This window comes from Mycolicibacter heraklionensis, from assembly GCF_019645815.1.
GTDB classification, from domain to species: domain Bacteria; phylum Actinomycetota; class Actinomycetes; order Mycobacteriales; family Mycobacteriaceae; genus Mycobacterium; species Mycobacterium heraklionense.
On sequence record NZ_CP080997.1, the window covers coordinates 1520122 to 1541632 of the forward strand.

The 21511-nt window shown below is 67.9% G+C and carries 21 protein-coding genes; all 21 read left to right on the forward strand.

Annotation, left to right across the window (positions count from 1 at the left end; translation table 11 throughout):
• Window positions 1–101 precede the first annotated feature (101 nt).
• Window positions 102–1748, forward strand: a complete 1647-nt coding sequence (gene argS / locus K3U94_RS07240) for an arginine--tRNA ligase (protein ID WP_220696068.1) — start codon at window positions 102–104, stop codon at window positions 1746–1748.
• Window positions 1745–3172, forward strand: coding sequence for a diaminopimelate decarboxylase (gene lysA, locus K3U94_RS07245; protein ID WP_220696069.1), 1428 nt, complete (start codon window positions 1745–1747; stop codon window positions 3170–3172). Before argS ends, lysA begins: the two co-directional genes overlap by 4 nt.
• Window positions 3173–3189: 17 nt before the next feature.
• Window positions 3190–4509 (forward strand): homoserine dehydrogenase, encoded by a 1320-nt coding sequence (locus K3U94_RS07250; RefSeq protein WP_220696713.1) that lies wholly within the window; start codon window positions 3190–3192, stop codon window positions 4507–4509.
• Window positions 4506–5588 carry a threonine synthase gene (gene thrC / locus K3U94_RS07255; RefSeq protein WP_220696070.1) on the forward strand — a complete coding sequence of 361 codons (1083 nt, stop codon included), beginning with the start codon at window positions 4506–4508 and terminating at the stop codon, window positions 5586–5588. The genes K3U94_RS07250 and thrC overlap by 4 nt, the downstream gene beginning before the upstream one ends.
• Window positions 5588–6535, forward strand: coding sequence for a homoserine kinase (thrB, locus tag K3U94_RS07260; RefSeq protein ID WP_220696071.1), 948 nt, complete (start codon window positions 5588–5590; stop codon window positions 6533–6535). The genes thrC and thrB overlap by 1 nt, the downstream gene beginning before the upstream one ends.
• A gap of 265 nt (window positions 6536–6800) precedes the next feature.
• A complete protein-coding gene (gene rho / locus K3U94_RS07265) occupies window positions 6801–8816 on the forward strand; it encodes a transcription termination factor Rho (protein WP_220696072.1) in 2016 nt (671 codons plus the stop codon).
• 151 nt (window positions 8817–8967) lie between these two features.
• A complete protein-coding gene (rpmE, locus tag K3U94_RS07270; protein WP_220696073.1) occupies window positions 8968–9210 on the forward strand; it encodes a 50S ribosomal protein L31 in 243 nt (80 codons plus the stop codon).
• A gap of 69 nt (window positions 9211–9279) precedes the next feature.
• Entirely contained in the window at window positions 9280–10356 is a 1077-nt protein-coding gene (gene prfA / locus K3U94_RS07275) for a peptide chain release factor 1 (RefSeq protein ID WP_220696074.1), read from the forward strand.
• Window positions 10353–11210, forward strand: coding sequence for a peptide chain release factor N(5)-glutamine methyltransferase (prmC, locus tag K3U94_RS07280; RefSeq protein ID WP_220696075.1), 858 nt, complete (start codon window positions 10353–10355; stop codon window positions 11208–11210). Before prfA ends, prmC begins: the two co-directional genes overlap by 4 nt.
• A complete protein-coding gene (locus K3U94_RS07285) occupies window positions 11207–11866 on the forward strand; it encodes an L-threonylcarbamoyladenylate synthase (RefSeq protein ID WP_220696076.1) in 660 nt (219 codons plus the stop codon). Before prmC ends, K3U94_RS07285 begins: the two co-directional genes overlap by 4 nt.
• Entirely contained in the window at window positions 11863–13041 is a 1179-nt protein-coding gene (locus tag K3U94_RS07290; protein WP_220696077.1) for a glycosyltransferase family 4 protein, read from the forward strand. The genes K3U94_RS07285 and K3U94_RS07290 overlap by 4 nt, the downstream gene beginning before the upstream one ends.
• 115 nt (window positions 13042–13156) lie before the next feature.
• Complete coding sequence (locus tag K3U94_RS07295; RefSeq protein ID WP_220696078.1) at window positions 13157–13603, forward strand: ATP synthase subunit I; 447 nt, start codon at window positions 13157–13159, stop codon at window positions 13601–13603.
• Window positions 13596–14351, forward strand: a complete 756-nt coding sequence (gene atpB, locus K3U94_RS07300; protein WP_220696079.1) for a F0F1 ATP synthase subunit A — start codon at window positions 13596–13598, stop codon at window positions 14349–14351. The genes K3U94_RS07295 and atpB overlap by 8 nt, the downstream gene beginning before the upstream one ends.
• A gap of 61 nt (window positions 14352–14412) precedes the next feature.
• Window positions 14413–14673, forward strand: coding sequence for a F0F1 ATP synthase subunit C (locus tag K3U94_RS07305; protein ID WP_019735417.1), 261 nt, complete (start codon window positions 14413–14415; stop codon window positions 14671–14673).
• A gap of 9 nt (window positions 14674–14682) precedes the next feature.
• Entirely contained in the window at window positions 14683–15204 is a 522-nt protein-coding gene (locus tag K3U94_RS07310; protein ID WP_220696080.1) for a F0F1 ATP synthase subunit B, read from the forward strand.
• 8 nt (window positions 15205–15212) lie between these two features.
• Window positions 15213–16541 carry a F0F1 ATP synthase subunit B/delta gene (locus tag K3U94_RS07315; RefSeq protein WP_220696081.1) on the forward strand — a complete coding sequence of 443 codons (1329 nt, stop codon included), beginning with the start codon at window positions 15213–15215 and terminating at the stop codon, window positions 16539–16541.
• Window positions 16542–16600: 59 nt separating this feature from the next.
• Complete coding sequence (gene atpA / locus K3U94_RS07320) at window positions 16601–18250, forward strand: F0F1 ATP synthase subunit alpha (protein ID WP_220696082.1); 1650 nt, start codon at window positions 16601–16603, stop codon at window positions 18248–18250.
• Window positions 18251–18257: 7 nt separating this feature from the next.
• Entirely contained in the window at window positions 18258–19181 is a 924-nt protein-coding gene (locus K3U94_RS07325; RefSeq protein ID WP_220696083.1) for a F0F1 ATP synthase subunit gamma, read from the forward strand.
• Window positions 19182–19215: 34 nt separating this feature from the next.
• The gene (atpD, locus tag K3U94_RS07330; protein WP_220696084.1) at window positions 19216–20646 is read left to right on the forward strand and encodes a F0F1 ATP synthase subunit beta; all 1431 of its coding nucleotides are present in this window, start codon (window positions 19216–19218) and stop codon (window positions 20644–20646) included.
• 34 nt (window positions 20647–20680) lie between these two features.
• Window positions 20681–21046, forward strand: coding sequence for a F0F1 ATP synthase subunit epsilon (locus K3U94_RS07335; protein WP_220696085.1), 366 nt, complete (start codon window positions 20681–20683; stop codon window positions 21044–21046).
• A 13-nt stretch (window positions 21047–21059) separates the two neighbouring features.
• A complete protein-coding gene (locus K3U94_RS07340; RefSeq protein WP_220696086.1) occupies window positions 21060–21503 on the forward strand; it encodes a DUF2550 domain-containing protein in 444 nt (147 codons plus the stop codon).
• The last annotated feature ends 8 nt before the right edge of the window (window positions 21504–21511 follow it).

The window sequence follows — 21511 nt, forward strand, 5'->3', positions numbered from 1 at the left end:
GCGGCGCCATGTGGGCTTTGACAGAGTAGCGCATCCACGCCCGGGCCCGAGAACCGGACGGATTCGGGGCCTGACCACGTCAGACCATAGGATGGGGCCTCGTGACCCCCGCCGATCTGGCCGAATTGCTCAAGACCACCGCCACCGCGGTGCTGGCCGAGCACGACCTGGACACCGCCGCCATACCCGCGACGGTGACCGTCGAGCGGCCGCGCAACCCCGAACACGGTGATTACGCCACCAACCTGGCCCTGCAGCTGGGCAAGAAGGTGGGCGCCAACCCGCGTGAGCTGGCCGGATGGCTGGCCGAGGCGCTGGCGCAGGCCGACGGGATCGCCGCCGCCGAGATCGCTGGACCGGGCTTTGTGAACCTGCGCATCGAGGCCTCCGCGCAGGGCGCCGTCGTCGCCAACATCATCGCCGCCGGCGCCAACTACGGCCACTCCAACGAGTTCGGCGCGCTCAACGTCAACCTGGAGTTCGTCTCGGCCAACCCCACCGGCCCCATCCACATCGGAGGCACCCGCTGGGCCGCCGTCGGCGACGCACTCGGCCGGCTGCTGAGCACGCAGGGTGCCGCGGTCACCCGCGAGTACTACTTCAACGACCACGGCGCCCAGATCGACCGGTTCGCCAACTCGCTGATCGCCGCCGCCAAGGGCGAGCCGGCCCCCGAGGACGGCTACGCCGGCGCCTACATCACCGACATCGCGGCCCAAATCCAGGCCAAGGCCCCCGACGCCCTGAACAGCCCCGACGCGCAGGAGACGTTCCGCGCAATCGGCGTCGACCTGATGTTCACCCACATCAAAAAGTCGCTGCATGAGTTCGGCACCGACTTCGACGTCTTCACCCACGAAGACTCGATGCACACCTCCGGCCGGGTCGAGCAGGCCATCGAACGGCTGCGCGCCAACGGCAACATCTACGAAAAAGACGGCGCCACCTGGCTGCGCACCAGCGCCTACGGCGACGACAAGGACCGCGTCGTCATCAAGAGCGACGGCAAGCCCGCCTACATCGCCGGCGACCTGGCCTACTACCTGGACAAGCGCGAGCGCGGCTTCAACCTGTGCATCTACATGCTCGGCGCCGACCACCACGGCTACATCGCCCGGCTCAAGGCCGCCGCGGCGGCCTTCGGTGACGACCCGGCGACCGTCGAGGTGCTGATCGGCCAGATGGTCAACCTGGTGCGCGACGGCCAGCCGGTCAAGATGAGCAAGCGTGCCGGCACCGTCATCACCCTCGATGACCTGGTCGAGGCTATCGGCGTGGACGCCTCCCGCTACAGCCTGATCCGCTCTTCGGTGGACACCCCGATCGACATCGACCTGGCGTTGTGGTCTTCGGCGAGCAACGAAAACCCGGTCTACTACGTGCAATACGCGCACGCCCGGCTCTCCGCTCTGGCCCGCAACGCCGCCGAACTGGGCCTGGCGCCGGACACCGGCAACCTCGGGCTGCTGCGCCACGACAAGGAAGGCGCGCTGATCCGCAACCTGGGCGAGTTCCCCCGGGTGCTGGAAACCGCTGCCGCACTGCGGGAACCGCACCGGGTCTGCCGCTACCTGGAAGACCTCGCCGGGGACTACCACCGGTTCTACGACAGCTGCCGGGTGCTGCCCCAAGGCGATGAAGAGCCGGGCGACCTGCACGCCGCGCGGCTGGCGCTGTGTCAGGCCACCCGCCAGGTGATCGCCAACGGGCTGAGCATCCTCGGCGTGAGCGCACCGGAGCGGATGTGAACGTCCACCCCGCGGGCCCCCGCCACGCCGAAGAGATCCAGCACGACGGACTTCCGCCGCGCCCCCAGACTCCGCAGCAGCTGCTGCAGCTGGCGCCGAACGTCTGGCCGCGCAACACCGTTCGCGGAGACGACGGCGTGACGCAGATCGCCGGGGTGAAGGTCACCGACCTGGCCGCCGAATTCGGCACCCCCCTGTTCGTCATCGACGAGGACGACTTCCGGGGCCGCTGCCGCGAGATCGCCGAGGCATTCGGTGGGGGCGACAACGTGCACTACGCCGCCAAAGCCTTCCTGTGTAGCGAGATCGCGCGCTGGATCGACCAAGAGGGCCTGTGTCTGGATGTCGCCACCGGAGGCGAGCTGGCTGTGGCCCTGCACGCCGGCTTCCCCGCTCAACGAATCACCTTGCACGGCAACAACAAATCCGTTGCCGAGCTGGAAACGGCGGTCAACGCCGGCGTCGGCCACATCGTGCTCGACTCGCTGATCGAGATCGACCGCCTCGACGCCGTCGCGGCGGCCGCCGGTGTGGTGCAGGACGTGCTGGTGCGCGTCACCGTCGGTGTCGAGGCCCACACCCACGAGTTCATCTCAACGGCCCACGAAGACCAGAAGTTCGGGCTGTCGCTGGCCAGCGGTGCGGCAATGGACGCCATCAGAAAGGTGTTCGCCACCCAAAGCCTGCGCCTGATCGGGCTGCACAGCCACATCGGCTCGCAGATCTTCGACGTCGCCGGCTTCGAGTTGGCCGCGCACCGGGTCATCGGGCTGCTGCGCGACGTGGTCGCCGAGTTCGGTGTCGACAAGACCGCGCAGCTCTCGGTCATCGACCTGGGTGGGGGACTGGGCATCTCGTATCAGCCGCAGGACGACCCGCCGCCGATGGCCGAGCTGGCCGGCAAGCTGGCCGCGATCGTGCGCGACGAGTCCGCGGCGGTGGGCCTGCCCACCCCGCAGCTGGTCGTCGAACCCGGTCGGGCCATCGCCGGGCCGGGCACCATCACGCTCTATGAGGTCGGCACCGTCAAGGATGTCGCCGTCAGCGCCACCGGACATCGCCGCTACGTCAGCGTCGACGGCGGCATGAGCGACAACATCCGTCCGGCGCTGTACGACGCGCACTACGACGTGCGCCTGGTGTCGCGCACCCTAGACGGGTCAGAAGCCCTGCCGGAGCTGGCGCGCATCGTCGGCAAGCACTGCGAGAGCGGCGACATCATCGTCCGCGACACCTGGGTGCCCGAAGGCATGGTTCCCGGCGACCTGATCGCCGTGGCCGCCACCGGCGCCTACTGTTACTCGATGTCGAGCCGGTACAACCTGCTCACCCGCCCGGCGGTGGTGGCGGTACGTGACGGGAACGCCCGACTTATGCTGCGCCGGGAGACCGTCGAAGACCTGATCAGCCTGGAGGTGGGGTAGAAGTGTCCGGTTCGCAGGTGTCCGGAGCCCCGGTAGGGGTGGCAGTTCTCGGCTTGGGCAACGTCGGCAGCGAAGTCGTCCGCATCCTCGAGGCCAGCGCTGATGATCTGGCCGCCCGTATCGGTGCGCCCCTGGTGCTGCGCGGGGTCGGGGTGCGCCGGGTGGCGGCCGACCGCGGCGTGCCGGTGGAGTTGCTGACCGACGACATCGACAGTCTGGTGTCGCGCAGCGACGTCGACATCGTCGTGGAACTGATGGGCCCGGTCGAGCCGGCCCGCAAGGCGATCCTGTCGGCGATCGCGCACGGCAAATCCGTCGTCACCGCCAACAAGGCCCTGCTGTCACGATCCACCGGGGAGCTGGCCGAGGCCGCCGAGAACGCGCGGGTGGACCTGTACTTCGAGGCCAGCGTCGCCGGCGCCATCCCGGTCATCCGGCCGCTGACCCAGTCGCTGGCCGGCGACACCGTGTTGCGGGTGGCGGGCATCGTCAACGGCACCACCAACTACATCCTGTCCGAAATGGACTCCACCGGCGCCGACTACACCGCCGCGCTGGCCGACGCCAGTGCGCTGGGCTACGCCGAGGCCGACCCGACAGCCGACGTGGAGGGCTACGACGCCGCCGCCAAGGCCGCGATCCTGGCGTCGATCGCGTTCCACACCCGGGTCACCGCCGACGACGTGTACCGCGAGGGCATCACCAGCATCAGCCCGGCCGACTTCACCACGGCACGGGCGTTGGGCTGCACCATCAAGCTGCTGGCGATCTGCGAGCGCATCACCACAAGTGATGGGCAACAGCGGGTTTCGGCCCGGGTGTACCCCGCGCTGGTACCGCTGAGCCATCCGCTGGCCACCGTCAACGGGGCCTTCAACGCGGTGGTGGTCGAAGCCGAGGCGGCCGGCCGGCTGATGTTCTACGGCCAGGGCGCCGGCGGTGCGCCGACCGCATCGGCGGTCACCGGCGATCTGGTGATGGCCGCCCGCAACCGGGTGCAGGGCGGGCGCGGGCCGCGGGAGTCCAAGTACGCCCAGCTGGCCATCGCACCCATCGGCGACGTGCAGACCCGCTACTACGTGAGCATGGACGTCGCCGACAAGCCGGGTGTGCTGTCCACGGTGGCAGCCGAATTCGCCGCCCACGGGGTGAGCATCGCCGAGGTGCGCCAGGAGGGCGTGGCCGACAACGAGGGCCAGCTGATCGGCGCTCGGATCGTGGTGGTCACCCACCGGGCTGCCGACGCAGCATTGTCGAAAACCGTTGCGGCGCTGGCTGACCTGGACGCCGTCCAGCGGATCGCCAGCGTGCTACGACTGGAAGGAACAGACCAGTGAGCTCCACCCGGACACCGATCCACCGCCCCTGGCCCGGTCTGATCGGTGCCTACCGCGATCGGCTTCCCATCGGCGACGACTGGACGGCCATCACCCTGCACGAGGGTGGCACCCCGCTGATCCACGCCAAGCGGATCTCCGAACAGACCGGCTGCACGGTGCACCTGAAGGTCGAGGGGCTCAACCCGACCGGCTCGTTCAAGGACCGCGGGATGACGATGGCGGTCACCGACGCGGTGGCCCGCGGCCAGCAGGCGGTGCTGTGCGCCTCGACCGGCAACACCTCGGCTTCGGCGGCGGCCTACGCCGCACGCGCCGGCATCACCTGCGCGGTGCTGATCCCGCAGGGCAAGATCGCGATGGGCAAGCTCGCGCAGGCAGTCATGCACGGCGCCAAGATCATTCAGATCGACGGCAACTTCGACGACTGCCTGGAACTGGCCCGCAAGATGGCCACCGACTTCCCGACCATCTCGCTGGTGAACTCGGTGAACCCGGTGCGCATCGAAGGTCAGAAGACCGCCGCGTTCGAGATCGTCGACGCACTGGGCACCGCGCCCGACATCCACTCGCTGCCGGTCGGTAACGCCGGCAACATCACCGCGTACTGGAAGGGCTACCGCGAGTACTACGCCGACGGCCTGACCGAGAAGCTGCCGAAGATGCTGGGCACCCAGGCCGCGGGGGCGGCTCCGCTGGTGCTGGGCGCGCCGGTCAAAAACCCGGAGACCATCGCCACCGCGATTCGCATCGGTTCGCCGGCGTCCTGGACGCAGGCCGTCGAAGCGCAGGTGGACTCCGGTGGGCGCTTCCTGGCCGCCACCGACGACGAGATCCTGGCCGCCTACCACCTGGTGGCGCAGTCCGAGGGCGTGTTCGTCGAGCCGGCCTCGGCGGCCAGCATCGCCGGCCTGCTCAAGTCGGTGGAGGACGGCTGGGTGCCGCGCGGTTCGACGGTGGTGTGCACCGTGACCGGCAACGGTCTCAAGGACCCGGACACCGCGCTCAAGGACATGCCCGAGGTGACCGCGGTTCCCGTCGACGCGGCCACCGTGGTCGCCGAATTGGGGCTGGCCTAGTGGTTCAGTTGTTGCCGACCGGGTTGACGGCCAGCGTCGCGGTAGCGGCGTCGAGCGCCAACCTGGGCCCCGGCTTCGACAGCCTGGGTCTGGCGCTGGGGCTCTACGACGAGGTGATCGTCGAGACGGTCGAGTCCGGTCTGGTGGTGCAGGTCGAGGGGGAAGGCGCCGGTCAGGTGCCGCTGACTTCCGATCACCTTGTGGTGCAAGGCATCCTGCGCGGCATGCGCGAAGCCGGCGTGCAGGCCCCCGGAATGGTGGTGCGCTGCCGCAATGCGATTCCGCATCAGCGCGGCCTGGGCTCGTCGGCGGCCGCGGTGGTCGGTGGGCTGGCCGTGGTCAACGGCCTTGTCGCACAACTTGATCGGCCCGGCCTGTCCGAAGCCCAGCTGATCCAGCTGGCCTCGGAGTTCGAGGGCCACCCCGATAACGCCTCCGCCGCCGTCCTGGGCGGGGCAGTGGTGTCCTGGACCGCGAGCAAGGCCGACGGCAGTGCCGACTACTCAGCAGCGCCGCTGCGACTGCACCCCGACATCCATCTGTTCCCGGCGATCCCGCAGGTGCGCTCGTCGACGGCCGAGACCCGCGCGCTGCTGCCCGAACAGGTCAGCCACCGCGATGCCCGGTTCAACGTCAGCCGGGCCGCGCTGCTGGTGGTGGCACTCACCGAGCGGCCCGACCTGCTGCTGGCGGCCACCGAGGATGTGCTGCACCAGCCGCAGCGCGGCGCCGCGCAGCCGGAGTCGGCGGCATTCCTGCGATTGCTGCGTCGGCACGGCGTCGCGGCCGTGCTTTCCGGTGCCGGACCTGCGGTGATCGCGCTGTCGACAGCGGCCCAACTGCCCGCTGAGGTGCTTGAGTCCCCGGAGGCGCGAATGTTCAACGTCACGGAGATGCCGGTCGGCGACGCGGTCAAGTGGAACTCCGGGGTGGCGGTGCCGGGTTGAGGCGCGCCGCGCAGTATCTGTTGCGTCGAGCAAAGAAGCGGGCTATCCTCGGTCCCGTCCCGCATTCGCGGCATCAGCACCTGAATCAGACTGCGATGTCAACCGGGATGCCACCAAATTCTTCCCGTAGCTGACGGTTTGTGTTACGACGCCGTCGATACGGGCTACACCGTTACACAGTCGACGGTGACACGCACTCGGCGAGTCCGCTGAATGCAACCAAACCCCTCGCGTGAGAAAACCGACGAGGGAAGAAAGGAAATCCGTGACCGAAACGGACCTCTTCACGGCTGAAGGCAGCACCGACCAGGAATCGCTGTCAACCCCCCCGAGCACTCCCGAGACCAGCCAGGACGTCGCCGCCGGCGGCAGTGACGCCGCGCCGTCCGCTCCGGAGACCGCGTCGGAGCCGGCCACCACCGAGTCCGCTCCCGCTCCCGCTCCCGCTTCGGCGCCCGAAGCGTCGGCGCCCGAAAACGGTGCTGCCCCCTCCGACGGCTCGCTGTCGGCGATGGTGCTGCCCGAACTGCGGGCACTGGCCAACCGCGTCGGTGTCAAGGGCTCCTCCGGGATGCGCAAGAGCGAACTGATCGCCGCGATCCGCGAGGTCGGCGGCAACGGCGGGAACGCTTCTGACGCCCAGCCCAGCGCCGAACAGCCCGCCAACGGCGCGGCCAACGGTGCCGAGCCCGCCCCGGCCAACGAGGCGGATGCCCCCGCGGCGCCGCCCCGCCGCGAACGCCGCGGCTCCAACCGTGCGACCGGCGCACCCGCCGCCAACGACGGAGAGCCCGAGAAGCCCGCCGAGCAGGACAAGCCCGCCGAGGCCGACGCCCAGGGTGAGTCGCGCAAGCAGGGCCGGAACGAGGACAAGGCTGACAAGGCCGAGCAGTCCGGTGCACGCCGTGAGCGTGAGGGCGCCAAGGGCGAGCCCAAAACCGACTCCAAAACCGACGACGCCGCGCAGTCCAAGCGCGACGACCAGGGCGGCGACCAGTCCAACCGGGGCGGTGGCGACGACGACGACCGCGGTGGCCGTCGCGGCCGCCGTTTCCGTGACCGGCGTCGCCGTGGCGAACGTGGCAGCGAAGGCGGCGGCGGTGGCGAGCGCAACGACGCCGAGCTGCGCGAGGACGACGTCGTCCAGCCGGTCGCCGGCATCCTCGACGTGCTGGACAACTACGCGTTCGTGCGTACCTCCGGCTACCTGGCCGGCCCCAACGACGTCTACGTCTCGATGAACATGGTCCGCAAGAACGGGCTGCGCCGTGGTGACGCGGTGACCGGCGCCGTGCGGGTGGCCCGGGACGGCGACCAGCCCAACCAGCGGCAGAAGTTCAACCCGCTGGTGCGGTTGGACTCGGTCAACGGCGGCCCGGTTGAAGAGGCCCGGAACCGTCCGGACTTCACCAAGCTGACCCCGCTCTACCCGAACCAGCGGCTGCGTTTGGAGACCTCCGGGGAGAAGCTGACCACCCGGATCATCGACCTGATCATGCCGATCGGCAAGGGGCAGCGCGCGCTGATCGTGTCGCCGCCCAAGGCCGGTAAGACCACGATCATGCAGGACATCGCCAACGCGATCACCCGCAACAACCCGGAGTGCCACCTGATGGTGGTGCTGGTCGACGAGCGTCCTGAAGAAGTCACCGACATGCAGCGCTCGGTCAAGGGTGAGGTCATCGCCTCGACCTTCGACCGGCCGCCGTCAGACCACACCCAGGCCGCCGAGCTGGCCATCGAGCGGGCCAAGCGCCTGGTCGAGCAGGGCAAGGACGTGGTCGTACTGCTGGACTCGATCACCCGGCTGGGTCGTGCCTACAACAACGCCTCCCCGGCGTCGGGCCGCATCCTGTCCGGTGGTGTGGACTCCACCGCGCTCTACCCGCCCAAGCGGTTCCTGGGCGCGGCCCGCAACATCGAGGACGGCGGTTCGCTGACCATCATCGCCACCGCGATGGTGGAGACCGGCTCCACCGGTGACACGGTGATCTTCGAAGAGTTCAAGGGCACCGGCAACGCCGAGCTCAAGCTGGACCGCAAGATCGCCGAGCGCCGGGTGTTCCCGGCCGTCGACGTCAACCCGTCGGGCACCCGCAAGGACGAGCTGCTGCTCTCGCCGGACGAGTTCGCGATCGTGCACAAGCTGCGTCGCCTGCTGTCCGGTCTGGACTCGCATCAGGCCATCGACCTGTTGATGAGTCAGCTGCGCAAGACCAAGAACAACTACGAGTTCCTGGTGCAGGTGTCCAAGACCACGCCGGGAATGGACAACGACTGATCGCCTGAACCCCGTGGAATAACGGGGGAGCCTCCCGGCGTTTTGGGGGGCGCTGGCGTAGCTGGCATAATCGAACACCTCAGGTTCCGGTTCACGTCCGCCCCACATTCGAAGGCGGGCGACCCGGCGGCCCACGATTGAAGAGGACATCATGAAGACTGGCATTCACCCCGCCTACGGCGAGACCACCGTGGTCTGCGGTTGTGGGAACTCCTTCACCACCCGTAGCACCAAGGAGAGCGGCCACATCGTGGTCGAGGTCTGCTCGCAGTGCCACCCGTTCTACACCGGCAAGCAGAAGATCCTCGACAGCGGCGGCCGCGTCGCGCGCTTCGAGAAGCGCTACGGCAAGCGCAACGCCGGCGCCGCAGCAGCTGCAGCCGACGACAAGTAGCTCCCTCACCGACGCCCGGAACGTGTCAACACGTCCGGGCGTCGGCTTGCGTTCGGGGATGGAGGTGAGATGACCCAAAGCATTCAGGGGATCGACGCCCTGCTGGCTGAGCACGCCGCCCTGGAGACGCAGCTGTCGGATCCCGAACTGCACAACGATCCGTCCGAGGCGCGTCGAGCCGGGCGGCGCTTCGCCCAGCTGGCGCCCATCATCGCCACCCACCGCAAGCTCGAATCGGCCCGCGGTGACCTCGAGGCCGCCCGGGAACTGGCTGCCGACGACGCGTCGTTCGCCGCCGAGGTGCCGGAGCTGGAGACGCGCGTCGCCGAGCTGGACACCGCGCTCACCGACATGCTGGCGCCCCGCGATCCGCACGACGCCGATGACATCGTGCTGGAGGTCAAATCCGGCGAAGGCGGCGAGGAGTCGGCGCTGTTCGCCGCAGATCTGGCCCGGATGTACATCCGCTACGCAGAACGCCAGGGCTGGAAGGTGACGGTTCTCGACGAGACCACCTCCGACCTGGGCGGCTACAAGGACGCCACGCTCACCATCGCGAGCAAGGGCGATTCCGCCGACGGCGTGTGGTCGAAGATGAAGTTCGAAGGCGGCGTGCACCGCGTGCAGCGAGTGCCGGTGACCGAATCCCAGGGCCGCGTCCACACCTCGGCCGCGGGCGTGTTGGTCTACCCCGAACCCGAAGAGGTCGCCGAGGTGGCCATCGACGAGTCAGACCTGCGCATCGACGTCTACCGGTCCTCCGGCAAGGGTGGCCAGGGCGTCAACACCACCGACTCGGCGGTGCGTATCACCCACCTGCCGACCGGCATCGTGGTGACCTGCCAGAACGAGCGGTCGCAGCTGCAGAACAAGGCCCGTGCGATGCAGGTCTTGGCGGCCCGGCTGCAGGCGGTTGCCGAGGAGCAGGCCCAGGCGGACGCGTCGGCGGATCGGGCCAGCCAGATCCGCACCGTGGACCGCAGCGAGCGCATCCGCACCTACAACTACCCCGAGAACCGGATCACCGACCACCGCATCGGCTACAAGGCGCACAACCTCGACCAGGTCCTCGACGGGGATCTCGATGCGATGTTCGACGCGCTGGCAGCCGCCGATAAGGAAACCCGGTTACAGGGGACGGCGTGAGCCGCATACGGGACGCGATCGACTCCGCTGCAGCGCTTTTCGCTGATGCCGGGATTGACTCCGCCCGCTACGACGCTGAAGAGCTCGCTGCCCATGTGGCTGGTACCGATCGCGGCCGGCTGGCGCTGCTGGATCCACCCGACGACGAGTTCTTCGGGCGTTACCGGGAATTGGTCGCCGCACGCAGCTCCCGTATCCCGCTGCAGCACCTGATCGGCACCGCGGCGTTCGGCCCGGTGCTGCTGCAGGTCGGCCCGGGGGTGTTCATCCCGCGGCCGGAGACCGAAGCCATGCTCGACTGGGTGCTGAAACAGGCTGTGGCCCAACCGCTCGGCGCTCACCCGGTGATCGTCGACGCCTGTACCGGTTCCGGTGCGTTGGCGATCGCGCTGTCCCGGAGTTTTCCCGGCGCCCGGGTGCTCGCCGTCGAGGACTCCGAGCCGGCCTTGGACTACGCACGACGCAACTGCGCGGGAACGTCGGTGGAGCTGATCGGCGCCGACGTGACCACGCCGGCGCTGCTGTCGGAGCTCGACGGTCGGGTCGATGTGATAGTCAGCAACCCGCCCTACATCCCCGAAGGCGCGGATCTAGATCCTGAAGTGGCCCAGCACGATCCGGAGCATGCGTTGTTCGGCGGACCCGACGGGATGTCGGTGATCACCCCGCTGGCCGATCTCGCGGCGCGGCTGCTTCGCCCCGGCGGATGGTTCGCCGTTGAGCACGACGACACCACGGCGACGGCCACAGTCCAAACTGTGCGCGGCACTGGATTTTTCGATGAGGTGATTTCCCGGCCCGACCTGACTGGGCGGCTCCGGTTCGTGACGGCGATCAGGAACGACCAACCATGACAGAGGTTTTCGACTGCACCGACGCCGACCAGCGTACGGCCGGAATCGCAGCGGCGATCGACGCTGTGCGTGGCGGCCGTCTGGTGGTGCTGCCGACCGACACCGTCTACGGGATCGGCGCCGACGCCTTCAACGCCGCTGGGGTGACGGCGCTGCTGGCTGCTAAACGACGCGGCCGCGACATGCCGGTCGGCGTGCTGGTGGGGTCGTGGAACTCCATCGACGGGCTGGCCCTGATCGTGCCCGACACCGCCCGTGAACTGATCCGTGCGTTCTGGCCGGGTGCGCTGAGCCTGATCGTCACCCAGGCCCCGTCGCTGCAGTGGGACCTCGGCGAAGCCCGCGGCACCGTCATGGTGCGCATGCCGCTGCATCCGGTGGCCCTGGAGATCCTCAAAGCGGTGGGTCCGATGGCGGTGTCCAGCGCCAACGTCTCCGGTGGGTCGCCCGCCGTCGAGGCCGCCGAGGCGCAAAGCCAACTGGGGGAGTCCGTCGAGGTCTACCTCGACGCGGGCCCCGCCGAACAGGGCGCGGCATCGACGATCGTGGATCTGACCGGCCCCGCGCCGCGGATCGTGCGGACCGGACCGGTCACCGCCGAACAGATCGGCGCCGTGCTGGGACTCGATCCGGACTCGTTGACGGGGACTCCGTGACCAGCCTGCTGGCGCTGGCCGACCGCGGTGCCGGCGTACCGCTGCGTGAGCTGGCGCTGGTCGGACTGACCGCGGCGATCATCACCTACTTCACCACCGGGCCCGTGCGCTGGATGGCCACCCGCATCGGCGCCGTTGCCTACCCGCGCGAACGCGATGTCCATGTGCAGCCCACACCGCGGATGGGCGGGCTGGCGATGTACGTCGGCATCGTCGCCGGGATCTTCCTGGCCTCGCAGCTGCCGGCGCTGACGCGTGGCTTCGTCTACTCCACGGGCATGCCGGCGGTGGTGCTGGCCGGCGGCGTCATCATGGGAATCGGTCTGCTCGACGACAAGTGGGGCCTGGATGCCCTGACCAAGTTCGCCGGCCAGATCACCGCGGCCAGCGTGCTGGTCACCATGGGCGTGGCCTGGAGTGTGCTGTACATCCCGATCGGCGGCGTCGGCACCGTGGTGCTCGATCAGGTCTCGTCGATCCTGCTCACGCTCGCGCTGACGGTGTCGATCGTCAACGCGATGAACTTCGTCGATGGCCTCGACGGTCTGGCTGCCGGCCTGGGACTGATCACCGCACTGGCGATCTGCATGTTCTCCGTCGGCGTCCTGCAGGACCACGGCGGCGACGTGCTGTTCTACCCGCCGGCGTTGATCTCGGTGGTCTTGGCCGGGGCCTGCTTGGGCTTCCTGCCGCACAATTTCAGTCCCGCGAAGATCTTCATGGGCGACTCGGGCTCGATGCTGATCGGACTGATGCTGGCCGCGGCGTCCACCACGGCAGCCGGGCCGATCTCGCAAACCGCCTACGGCGCGCGCGACGTCTTCGCGCTGCTCTCGCCGTTCCTGCTGGTGGCGGCGGTGATGTGCGTGCCGGCGCTGGACGTCCTGCTGGCGATCATCCGGCGCACGCGCGCCGGGCTGAGCCCGTTCAGTCCGGACAAGATGCACCTGCACCACCGGCTGCTGCAGATCGGCCACTCCGATCGCCGGGTGGTGCTGCTGATCTACTTGTGGACGGCGATCGTCGCATTCGGGGCGGCCGGCACCATCTTCTTCGACCCGCGCTACACCGGGGCGGTGATGTTGGGTGCGATGCTCGTCGCGATTGTCGTTACGCTCATCCCGTTGCTACGCCGGGGCAGCGACCCGGAAGACGACCCCTACGACGCGCGGTAGTAGCACCGTCTAAGATGGTGTTGTAGGTGGTTCCACAAGGCGTTCGGGCATCCGATACGCTCGGCGGGCGACTTCACGACAGTGACGCAGGGCAGATTCAGATTGGGGTGAGGCGGTGACGACACCAGCGCAGGATGCGCCGTTGGTGTTGCCGTCGGTGGTGTTCCAGCCGATTCGGCTGTCACTGATCTGTGTCGCTCTGACCGCAGCCGCCGTTGCTGCGGCTGCTCAATTCGGCCGACCGCTCTTCGGAGTGTTCTTCGGGCTGGGTCTGGCACTCGGCCTGGGCAACGCCCTGCTGATTCGCCGGTCGGCGCTGAAGATCACCGCCTCCGACCATCCGCTGAAGAAGAAGATGGCGCTGAACTCGGCGTCTCGTCTTCTGGTCATCAGCGCGATCGGCCTGGCTATCGCTTACCAGTTCCGTCCAGAGGGCCTCGGCGCGCTGTTCGGATTGGCCTTGTTCGAGGTAGTGCTGGTGCTGACCACCATGCTGCCAGTGGTAAAAAAGCTCCGCGCGCAAGCGTCAGAGTCCGGCGCTGAAGGGACGGAAAATGACTGAGTCGATCGTGGCTGAGGGAGCCATCGAGGTCGGCCACCACGAGACCGCGGTGTGGCCGCTGGTCGGTGAGGTCAACATCGACACCATCACCTCCACCGCGATCGCAGCGGTGATCGTGATCGCCCTGGCGCTGTTCCTGCGCGCCAAGGTCACGTCGAGTGGGGTTCCCGGCGGGGTGCAGCTGTTCTTCGAGGCGATCACCATTCAGATGCGCAACCAGATCGAGGGCGCCATCGGAATGAAGATCGCCCCGTTCGTGCTGCCGCTGGCGGTGACGATCTTCATCTTCATCCTGGTCTGTAACTGGCTGTCGGTGCTGCCGGTGCAGTACGCCGACGAGCACGGCATCCATGAATTGATCTCCTCTGCCGCCGCCGACATCAACTTCGTGCTGGCGCTCGCTCTGCTGGTGTTCTGCGGATACCACCTGGCCGGCTTCTGGCGGCGCGGCTTCATCGGCCACCCGCTGCGGGTGCTCAAGGGCCACGTCGCGATCCTGGCGCCGATCAACCTGGTCGAAGAAATCGCCAAGCCGGTCTCGCTGTCTCTGCGTCTGTTCGGCAACATCTTCGCCGGCGGCATCCTGGTCAGCCTGATCGCGCTGCTGGGACCGGTCTTCATGGTCGCGCCGAACGCGATCTGGAAGACCTTCGACCTGTTCGTCGGACTGATCCAGGCGTTCATCTTCGCGCTGCTGACCATCCTGTACTTCAGCCAGGCCATGGAGCTCGAAGAAGACCACCACTAGTACCACCTGCACGACCACATCAGACCTGGTAGAGCACTACCAGCTAGCAAGGAGGAATGAAATGGCAGATCCCAATCTGATCGGACTTGGTGCCCTCATCGGCGGCGGTCTCATCATGGGCGGCGGTGCCATCGGCGCCGGTATCGGTGACGGTATCGCCGGTAACGCGCTGATCGCCGGTATCGCCCGTCAGCCCGAAGCTCAGGGTCGCCTGTTCACCCCGTTCTTCATCACGGTCGGTCTGGTCGAAGCGGCCTACTTCATCAACCTGGCCTTCATGGCGTTGTTCGTCTTCGCCACCCCGATCGCCGCACAGCAGTAACGCAACACGATGGGTGACATGAGCGTTGCTGTCCTCGCCTTGAGCGAGGCAGCTGAGGAAGGCCCGAAGAAGAGCTTCCTCATTCCCGACGGCACCTTCTTCGTCGTGCTCGCGATCTTCCTGATCGTGCTCGGCGTGATCAGTACCTTCGTGGTGCCGCCGATCATGAAGGTGCTGCGGGAGCGCGAGAACATGATCACCAAGACTCTCGCCGACAATCGGGAGTCTGCCGAGCAGTTCGCGGCCGCCGAAGCCGACTACGAGAAGCAGATGGCGGCGGCGCGCCTTGAGGCCAGCACGGCACGAGACGAAGCTCGTGCCGAGGGTCGCAAGGTGATCGACGAGCAGCGGTCGGCGGCCGAGGCGGAGGTGGCCTCGACATTGCAGGCCGCCACCGACAAGCTCAAGCAAGAAGGCGATGCGGTGAGTGAGCAGCTGCAGGCCCGGGTGGAGACACTGTCTGCCACCCTGGCCAGCCGGATCCTCGGTGTTGAGGCCGAGGCACTTTCCGCGGCGAGTACGGGGCGGTAGCAACAGAGATGTCGATTTTCATCGGGCAGCTGGTCGGCTTTGCCGTCATCGTTTGGCTGCTGGTCAAGTTCGTCGTGCCGCCGGTGCGCAAGCTGATGGCCGACCAGCAGGAGTCGGTGCGCAAGCAGCTGGAGGAGGCGGCAGCAGCCGCCGCTCGTCTGACCGAAGCCGGTCAGGCGCACTCCACGGCACTGGCGAACGCGTCGGCCGAGGCGAAGCGGGTCACCGCGGAGGCCCACTCGGACGCCGAGCGGATCGCCGAGCAACTGCGCAGCCAAGCCGGTGTCGAAGCCGAGCGTGTGAAGACCACCGGCGGGCAGCAGGTCGGTCTCATGCGGGCGCAGCTCATCCGCGAGCTGCGGTCCGGCCTGGGTGCCGAAGCTGTGGAGCGAGCGGGCGAACTGGTTCGCGCGCACGTCTCCGACCCGCAGCGGCAGTCCGCCACCGTGGACCGGTTCCTCGACGAGCTCGACGCCATGGCGCCGAAGTCCGTCGAGGTCGAGTCGCCGATCCTGGCCGGGATGCGTTCGGCCAGCCGTCAGGCTCTGGCCGGCCTGCAGGACAAGTTCGGCGAGGTGGCCGGTGGCCTGGACCAGCAGGGCTTGGCCTCGCTGGCCGATGAGCTCACCGGCGTGGCCGAACTGCTCGAGCGCGAGAGCGTGATCACCCGTCACCTGACCGTGCCGACCGACGACGCCGGACCGAAGGTACGTCTGGTGCAGCGGTTGTTCGCCGACAAGGTCGGTGCCGCCGCCCTGACGCTGGTGACCGACGCGGCTTCGGCCCGGTGGTCAAACGGCGCGGACCTGGTCACCGCCGTCGAGCACGTCGCCCGGCAGGCACTGCTGCTGTCGGCCGAGAGTGCGGGCACCGTCGACGAGGTGGAGGACCAGCTGTTCCGGTTCTCCCGCGTGCTCGACGCCCAGCCCCGTCTGGACATCCTGCTCGGTGACACCGCGACTCCGGCAGCTGGTCGGGTCGGGTTGCTGCGCAATGTTCTTGGCGGTGCCAACCCGATCACGGCGGCACTGCTCGAGCAGACCGTCCGGCTGTTGCGTGGCCAGTCCGCGCACCAGGCGATCGCCGAGCTTGCTCAGATCGCAGTGGCACGTCGTGGCGAATTGGTGGCGGACGTCGGTGCGGCCGCCGAACTCAGCGACGCCCAGCGCACCCGGCTGAACACCGTCCTGAGCCGGATCTACAGCCACCCGGTCCGCGTGCAGGTCGACGTCGACCCCGCACGACTAGGCGGGTTGGCGATCTCGGTCGGCGACGAGGTGATCGACGGCACGCTGTCGTCGCGCCTCGCGGACGCCAAGACGCAATTGCCCGACTGACCCAGACCTACCCGGTCTCAGAGCCCAATACCCATTCGAAGGCAGGAAGACGAAAAGCCATGGCAGAGTTGACAATCTCCTCTGACGACATTCAGGGGGCGATCGAGGAGTACGTGAGCTCCTTCAGCGCCGACACCGCGCGCGAGGAGGTCGGCACCGTCATCGACGCCGGTGACGGCATCGCACACGTCGAGGGCCTGCCTTCGGTGATGACCCAGGAGCTCCTCGAGTTCCCCGGCGGCGTGCTGGGCGTGGCCCTGAACCTCGACGAGCACAGCGTCGGTGCGGTGATCCTGGGCGAATTCGAGAACATCGAGCAGGGCCAGCAGGTCAAGCGCACCGGTGAGGTGCTCTCGGTGCCGGTCGGCGACGGCTTCCTCGGTCGCGTCGTCAACCCGCTGGGACAGCCCATCGACGCGCGCGGCGAGATCGAAGCCGAGGCCCGTCGTCCTCTGGAGATGCAGGCCCCCTCGGTGGTTCAGCGTCAGAGCGTCAGCGAGCCGCTGCAGACCGGCATCAAGGCCGTCGACGCCATGACCCCGATCGGCCGCGGACAGCGTCAGCTCGTCATCGGCGACCGCAAGACCGGCAAGACCGCGCTCTGTGTGGACACCATCCTCAACCAGCGTAAGAACTGGGAGACCGGAGACCCGAACCAGCAGGTCCGTTGCGTCTACGTCGCGATCGGCCAGAAGGGCACCACCATCGCCAGCGTGCGTCGCGCGCTGGAAGAGGGCGGCGCCATGGACTACACCACGATCGTCGCCGCACCGGCGTCGGACTCCGCCGGCTTCAAGTGGCTGGCCCCCTACACCGGCTCGGCGATCGCCCAGCACTGGATGTACTCGGGCAAGCACGTGCTGATCGTCTTCGACGACCTGACCAAGCAGGCCGAGGCCTACCGCGCCATCTCGCTGCTGCTGCGCCGCCCGCCGGGCCGCGAGGCCTACCCGGGTGACGTGTTCTACCTGCACTCCCGTCTGCTGGAGCGTTGCGCGAAGCTCTCCGACGAACTGGGTGGCGGTTCGCTGACCGGTCTGCCGATCATCGAGACCAAGGCCAACGACATCTCGGCCTACATCCCCACCAACGTCATCTCGATCACCGACGGCCAGTGCTTCCTGGAGAGCGACCTGTTCAACCAGGGCGTCCGCCCGGCCATCAACGTCGGTGTGTCGGTGTCCCGTGTCGGTGGCGCCGCCCAGATCAAGGCGATGAAGGAGGTGGCCGGCTCGCTGCGTCTGGACCTGTCGCAGTACCGCGAGCTGGAGGCCTTCGCCGCATTCGCCTCCGACCTGGACGCCACTTCGAAGGCGCAGCTGGAGCGTGGCGCACGCCTGGTGGAGCTGCTCAAGCAGCCCCAGTACGCACCGCTGCCCGTCGAGGAGCAGGTGATCTCGATCTTCCTGGGTACCGAAGGTCACCTGGACTCGGTGCCGGTCGAGGACGTGGGCCGCTTCGAATCCGAGCTGCTGGACCACATCCGGGCCTCGGAGAAAGAGATCCTGACCGGGATCCGCGAGTCCAAGAAGCTCTCCGATGAGGCCAACGAGAAACTGGTGTCGGTCATCAACCAGTTCAAGAAGGGCTTTGCCGCCACAGACGGCAGCTCGGTGGTGCCGGACGCGCACGTCGACGCGCTCGACGAGGACAAGCTCGGCAAGGAAGCGGTGCAGGTCCACAAGGCCGCGCCGGCGAAGAAGAAGTAACGCCGCTATGGCAGCCACACTTCGCGAACTACGCGGGCGCATCCGCTCAGCCGGGTCGATCAAGAAGATCACCAAGGCCCAGGAGCTGATCGCCACCTCGCGTATCGGCCGGGCGCAGGCCCGGCTGGAAACGGCGCGGCCGTACGCCGTCGAGATCACCCGGTTGCTCACCACTCTGGCCGCCGAGGCGGCCCTGGACCACCCGTTGCTGGTCGAGCGCAGCGAGCCCAAGCGGGCGGGTGTCCTGGTGGTGTCGTCCGACCGTGGTCTGTGTGGCGGCTACAACGCCAACGTCTTCCGCCGGGCAGAGGAGCTGTTCGCTCTGCTGCGCTCGGAGGGCAAGGACCCGGTTCTCTACGTCGTCGGCCGCAAGGCGCTGGCCTACTACTCGTTCCGGAACTGGGCGGTCACCGACTCCTGGACCGGATTCTCCGAGCAGCCGACGTACGAGAACGCCGCCACGATCGCCTCGACCCTGGTTGAGGCATTCCTGGCCGGTGTCGACGACGACGGCAACCACCCGGGCACCGACGGGGTCCTGGGTGTCGACGAACTGCACATCGTGTCGACCGACTTCCGCTCGATGCTGTCGCAGTCGGCAGAGGCGCGGCGGATCGCCCCGATGTTGGTGGAATACGTGGGCGAGGAGACCGGTCCGAAGACCCTGTACTCCTTCGAGCCGGATGCCACCACGCTGTTCGACTCGCTGCTGCCGCGGTATCTGACCACCCGTGTGTATGCCGCGCTGCTCGACTCGGCGGCCTCGGAGCTGGCTTCGCGCCAGCGCGCGATGAAGTCGGCGACCGACAACGCCGACGACTTGATCAAGGCGTTGACCCTTGAGGCCAACCGCGAGCGCCAGGCTCAGATCACCCAGGAAATCAGCGAGATCGTCGGCGGTGCGAATGCCCTCGCCGATGCCTCTCGGTAAGCCCCCCGGTAAGTACTAGGAAGCGAAGAAGATAATGACTGTTACCGCTGACAAGACAACCGCCGGCCGCGTGGTGCGCGTAACCGGCCCTGTCGTCGACGTCGAGTTCCCCCGGGGCGCGGTGCCGGAGCTGTTCAACGCTCTGCACGCGGAGATCTCCTTCTCGGAGCTGGCCAAGACGCTGACCCTCGAGGTCGCCCAGCACTTGGGTGACAACCTGGTCCGCACCATTTCGATGCAGCCCACCGACGGCCTGGTGCGTGGCACCGCGGTCACCGACACGGGCGCCGCGATCTCGGTGCCGGTCGGTCACGAGGTCAAGGGCCACGTGTTCAACGCACTGGGGAACTGCCTCGACAAGCCGGGCTACGGCGAAGACTTCGAGCACTGGGGCATCCACCGCAAGCCCCCGCCATTCAACGAGCTGGAACCGCGCACCGAGATGCTCGAGACCGGCCTGAAGGTCGTCGACCTGCTCACCCCGTACGTGCGTGGCGGCAAGATCGCCCTGTTCGGTGGTGCCGGCGTCGGCAAGACCGTGCTCATCCAGGAGATGATCAACCGTATCGCCCGCAACTTCGGTGGCACCTCGGTGTTCGCCGGCGTCGGGGAGCGCACCCGTGAGGGCAACGACCTGTGGGTCGAGCTGGAGGACGCCAACGTGCTCAAGGACACCGCCTTGGTGTTCGGCCAGATGGACGAGCCGCCGGGCACGCGTATGCGCGTGGCGCTGTCGGCCCTGACCATGGCCGAGTGGTTCCGCGACGAGGCAGGCCAGGACGTGCTGCTGTTCATCGACAACATCTTCCGGTTCACCCAGGCCGGCTCCGAGGTTTCGACCCTGCTGGGCCGCATGCCTTCGGCCGTGGGTTACCAGCCCACGCTGGCCGACGAGATGGGTGAGCTGCAGGAGCGGATCACCTCGACCCGCGGTCGGTCCATCACCTCGATGCAGGCCGTGTACGTGCCCGCCGACGACTACACCGACCCGGCGCCGGCAACCACGTTCGCGCACTTGGACGCCACCACCGAGCTGTCTCGTGCGGTGTTCTCCAAGGGCATCTTCCCGGCCGTGGACCCGCTGGCCTCCAGCTCGACCATTCTGGACCCGGCCATCGTCGGCGAAGAGCACTACCGCGTCGCCCAGGAGGTCATCCGGGTTCTGCAGCGTTACAAGGACCTGCAGGACATCATCGCCATCCTCGGTATCGACGAGCTGTCCGAAGAGGACAAGCAGCTGGTCGGCCGGGCGCGGCGTATCGAGCGGTTCCTGAGCCAGAACATGATGGCGGCCGAGCAGTTCACCGGCCAGCCCGGCTCGACGGTGCCGCTGAAGGAGACCATCGAGGCCTTCGACCGGCTGACCAAGGGTGACTTCGACCACCTGCCCGAGCAGGCGTTCTTCCTGATCGGTGGCCTCGACGACCTGGCCAAGAAGGCCGAGAGCCTGGGCGCCAAGCTGTGACCCGGAATCTTCTGGCGGCGAAAGGTGGTGGGTAATGGCAGAGCTTGACGTCGACATCGTCGCGGTCGATCGCAAGGTGTGGTCGGGCAAGGCCACGTTCATCTTCACCCGGACCACCGTCGGTGAGATCGGCATCCTGCCGGGGCACATCCCGGTGGTTGCCGAGCTCGTCGACGACGCCATGGTGCGGGTGGACCGGGTCGACGAGGACGAGCTGCGGCTCGCCGTGCACGGCGGCTTCTTGTCGGTGACCGAAGAGGGCGTCAGCATCTTGGCGGAGGCTGTCGACTTCACCTCGGAGATCGACGAGGCATCCGCACGGCACGAGGCCCAGTCCAACGACCCCAAGATGGCTGCACGGGGACGGGCCAGGCTGCGTGCTCTAGGTGTAATCGACTAGAAGACGTGAACCGATGAGCACGCCCATGATGTTTATGGTCGTGCTCGTCGCCGTTCTCCTCTGCGCCGTCGTGGCGCTGAGCTATCGGCTGTGGAAGCTGCGTCAAGGCGGTACGGCCGCGATCATGCGCGACCTGCCGGCCGTCGGCGGCCACGGCTGGCGTCACGGCGTGGTCCGTTATCGCGGCGGTGAGGCCGCCTTCTACCGTCTTTCCAGCGTGCGGTTGTGGCCGGACCGTCGGCTCAGCCGACGTGGCGTGGATGTGGTGGCCCGCCGTGCGCCCCGGGGCGACGAATTCGACATCATGACCGACGAGATCGTGGTGCTCGAACTGTGCGATGCCAACCAGGACGGTCGGGCCGGCTTCGAGATAGCGCTGGACCGCGGCGCGCGGACCGCCTTCCTGTCGTGGCTGGAGGCGCGCCCGTCGCCGCGGGCCCGGCGCCAGAGCTACTGAATCAGCCG

What these genes read in the sequence shown, in the direction of transcription:
- K3U94_RS07335 (WP_220696085.1), top strand. Translation starts at nt 20,681, where the DNA reads ATGGCAGAGCTTGACGTCGACATCGTCGCGGTCGATCGCAAGGTGTGG.
- atpB (WP_220696079.1), top strand. Translation starts at nt 13,596, where the DNA reads ATGACTGAGTCGATCGTGGCTGAGGGAGCCATCGAGGTCGGCCACCAC.
- K3U94_RS07325 (WP_220696083.1), top strand. Translation starts at nt 18,258, where the DNA reads ATGGCAGCCACACTTCGCGAACTACGCGGGCGCATCCGCTCAGCCGGG.
- atpD (WP_220696084.1), top strand. Translation starts at nt 19,216, where the DNA reads ATGACTGTTACCGCTGACAAGACAACCGCCGGCCGCGTGGTGCGCGTA.
- prfA (WP_220696074.1), top strand. Translation starts at nt 9,280, where the DNA reads ATGACCCAAAGCATTCAGGGGATCGACGCCCTGCTGGCTGAGCACGCC.
- K3U94_RS07305 (WP_019735417.1), top strand. Translation starts at nt 14,413, where the DNA reads ATGGCAGATCCCAATCTGATCGGACTTGGTGCCCTCATCGGCGGCGGT.
- K3U94_RS07285 (WP_220696076.1), top strand. Translation starts at nt 11,207, where the DNA reads ATGACAGAGGTTTTCGACTGCACCGACGCCGACCAGCGTACGGCCGGA.
- K3U94_RS07310 (WP_220696080.1), top strand. Translation starts at nt 14,683, where the DNA reads ATGGGTGACATGAGCGTTGCTGTCCTCGCCTTGAGCGAGGCAGCTGAG.
- atpA (WP_220696082.1), top strand. Translation starts at nt 16,601, where the DNA reads ATGGCAGAGTTGACAATCTCCTCTGACGACATTCAGGGGGCGATCGAG.
- K3U94_RS07315 (WP_220696081.1), top strand. Translation starts at nt 15,213, where the DNA reads ATGTCGATTTTCATCGGGCAGCTGGTCGGCTTTGCCGTCATCGTTTGG.
- rpmE (WP_220696073.1), top strand. Translation starts at nt 8,968, where the DNA reads ATGAAGACTGGCATTCACCCCGCCTACGGCGAGACCACCGTGGTCTGC.
- K3U94_RS07340 (WP_220696086.1), top strand. Translation starts at nt 21,060, where the DNA reads ATGAGCACGCCCATGATGTTTATGGTCGTGCTCGTCGCCGTTCTCCTC.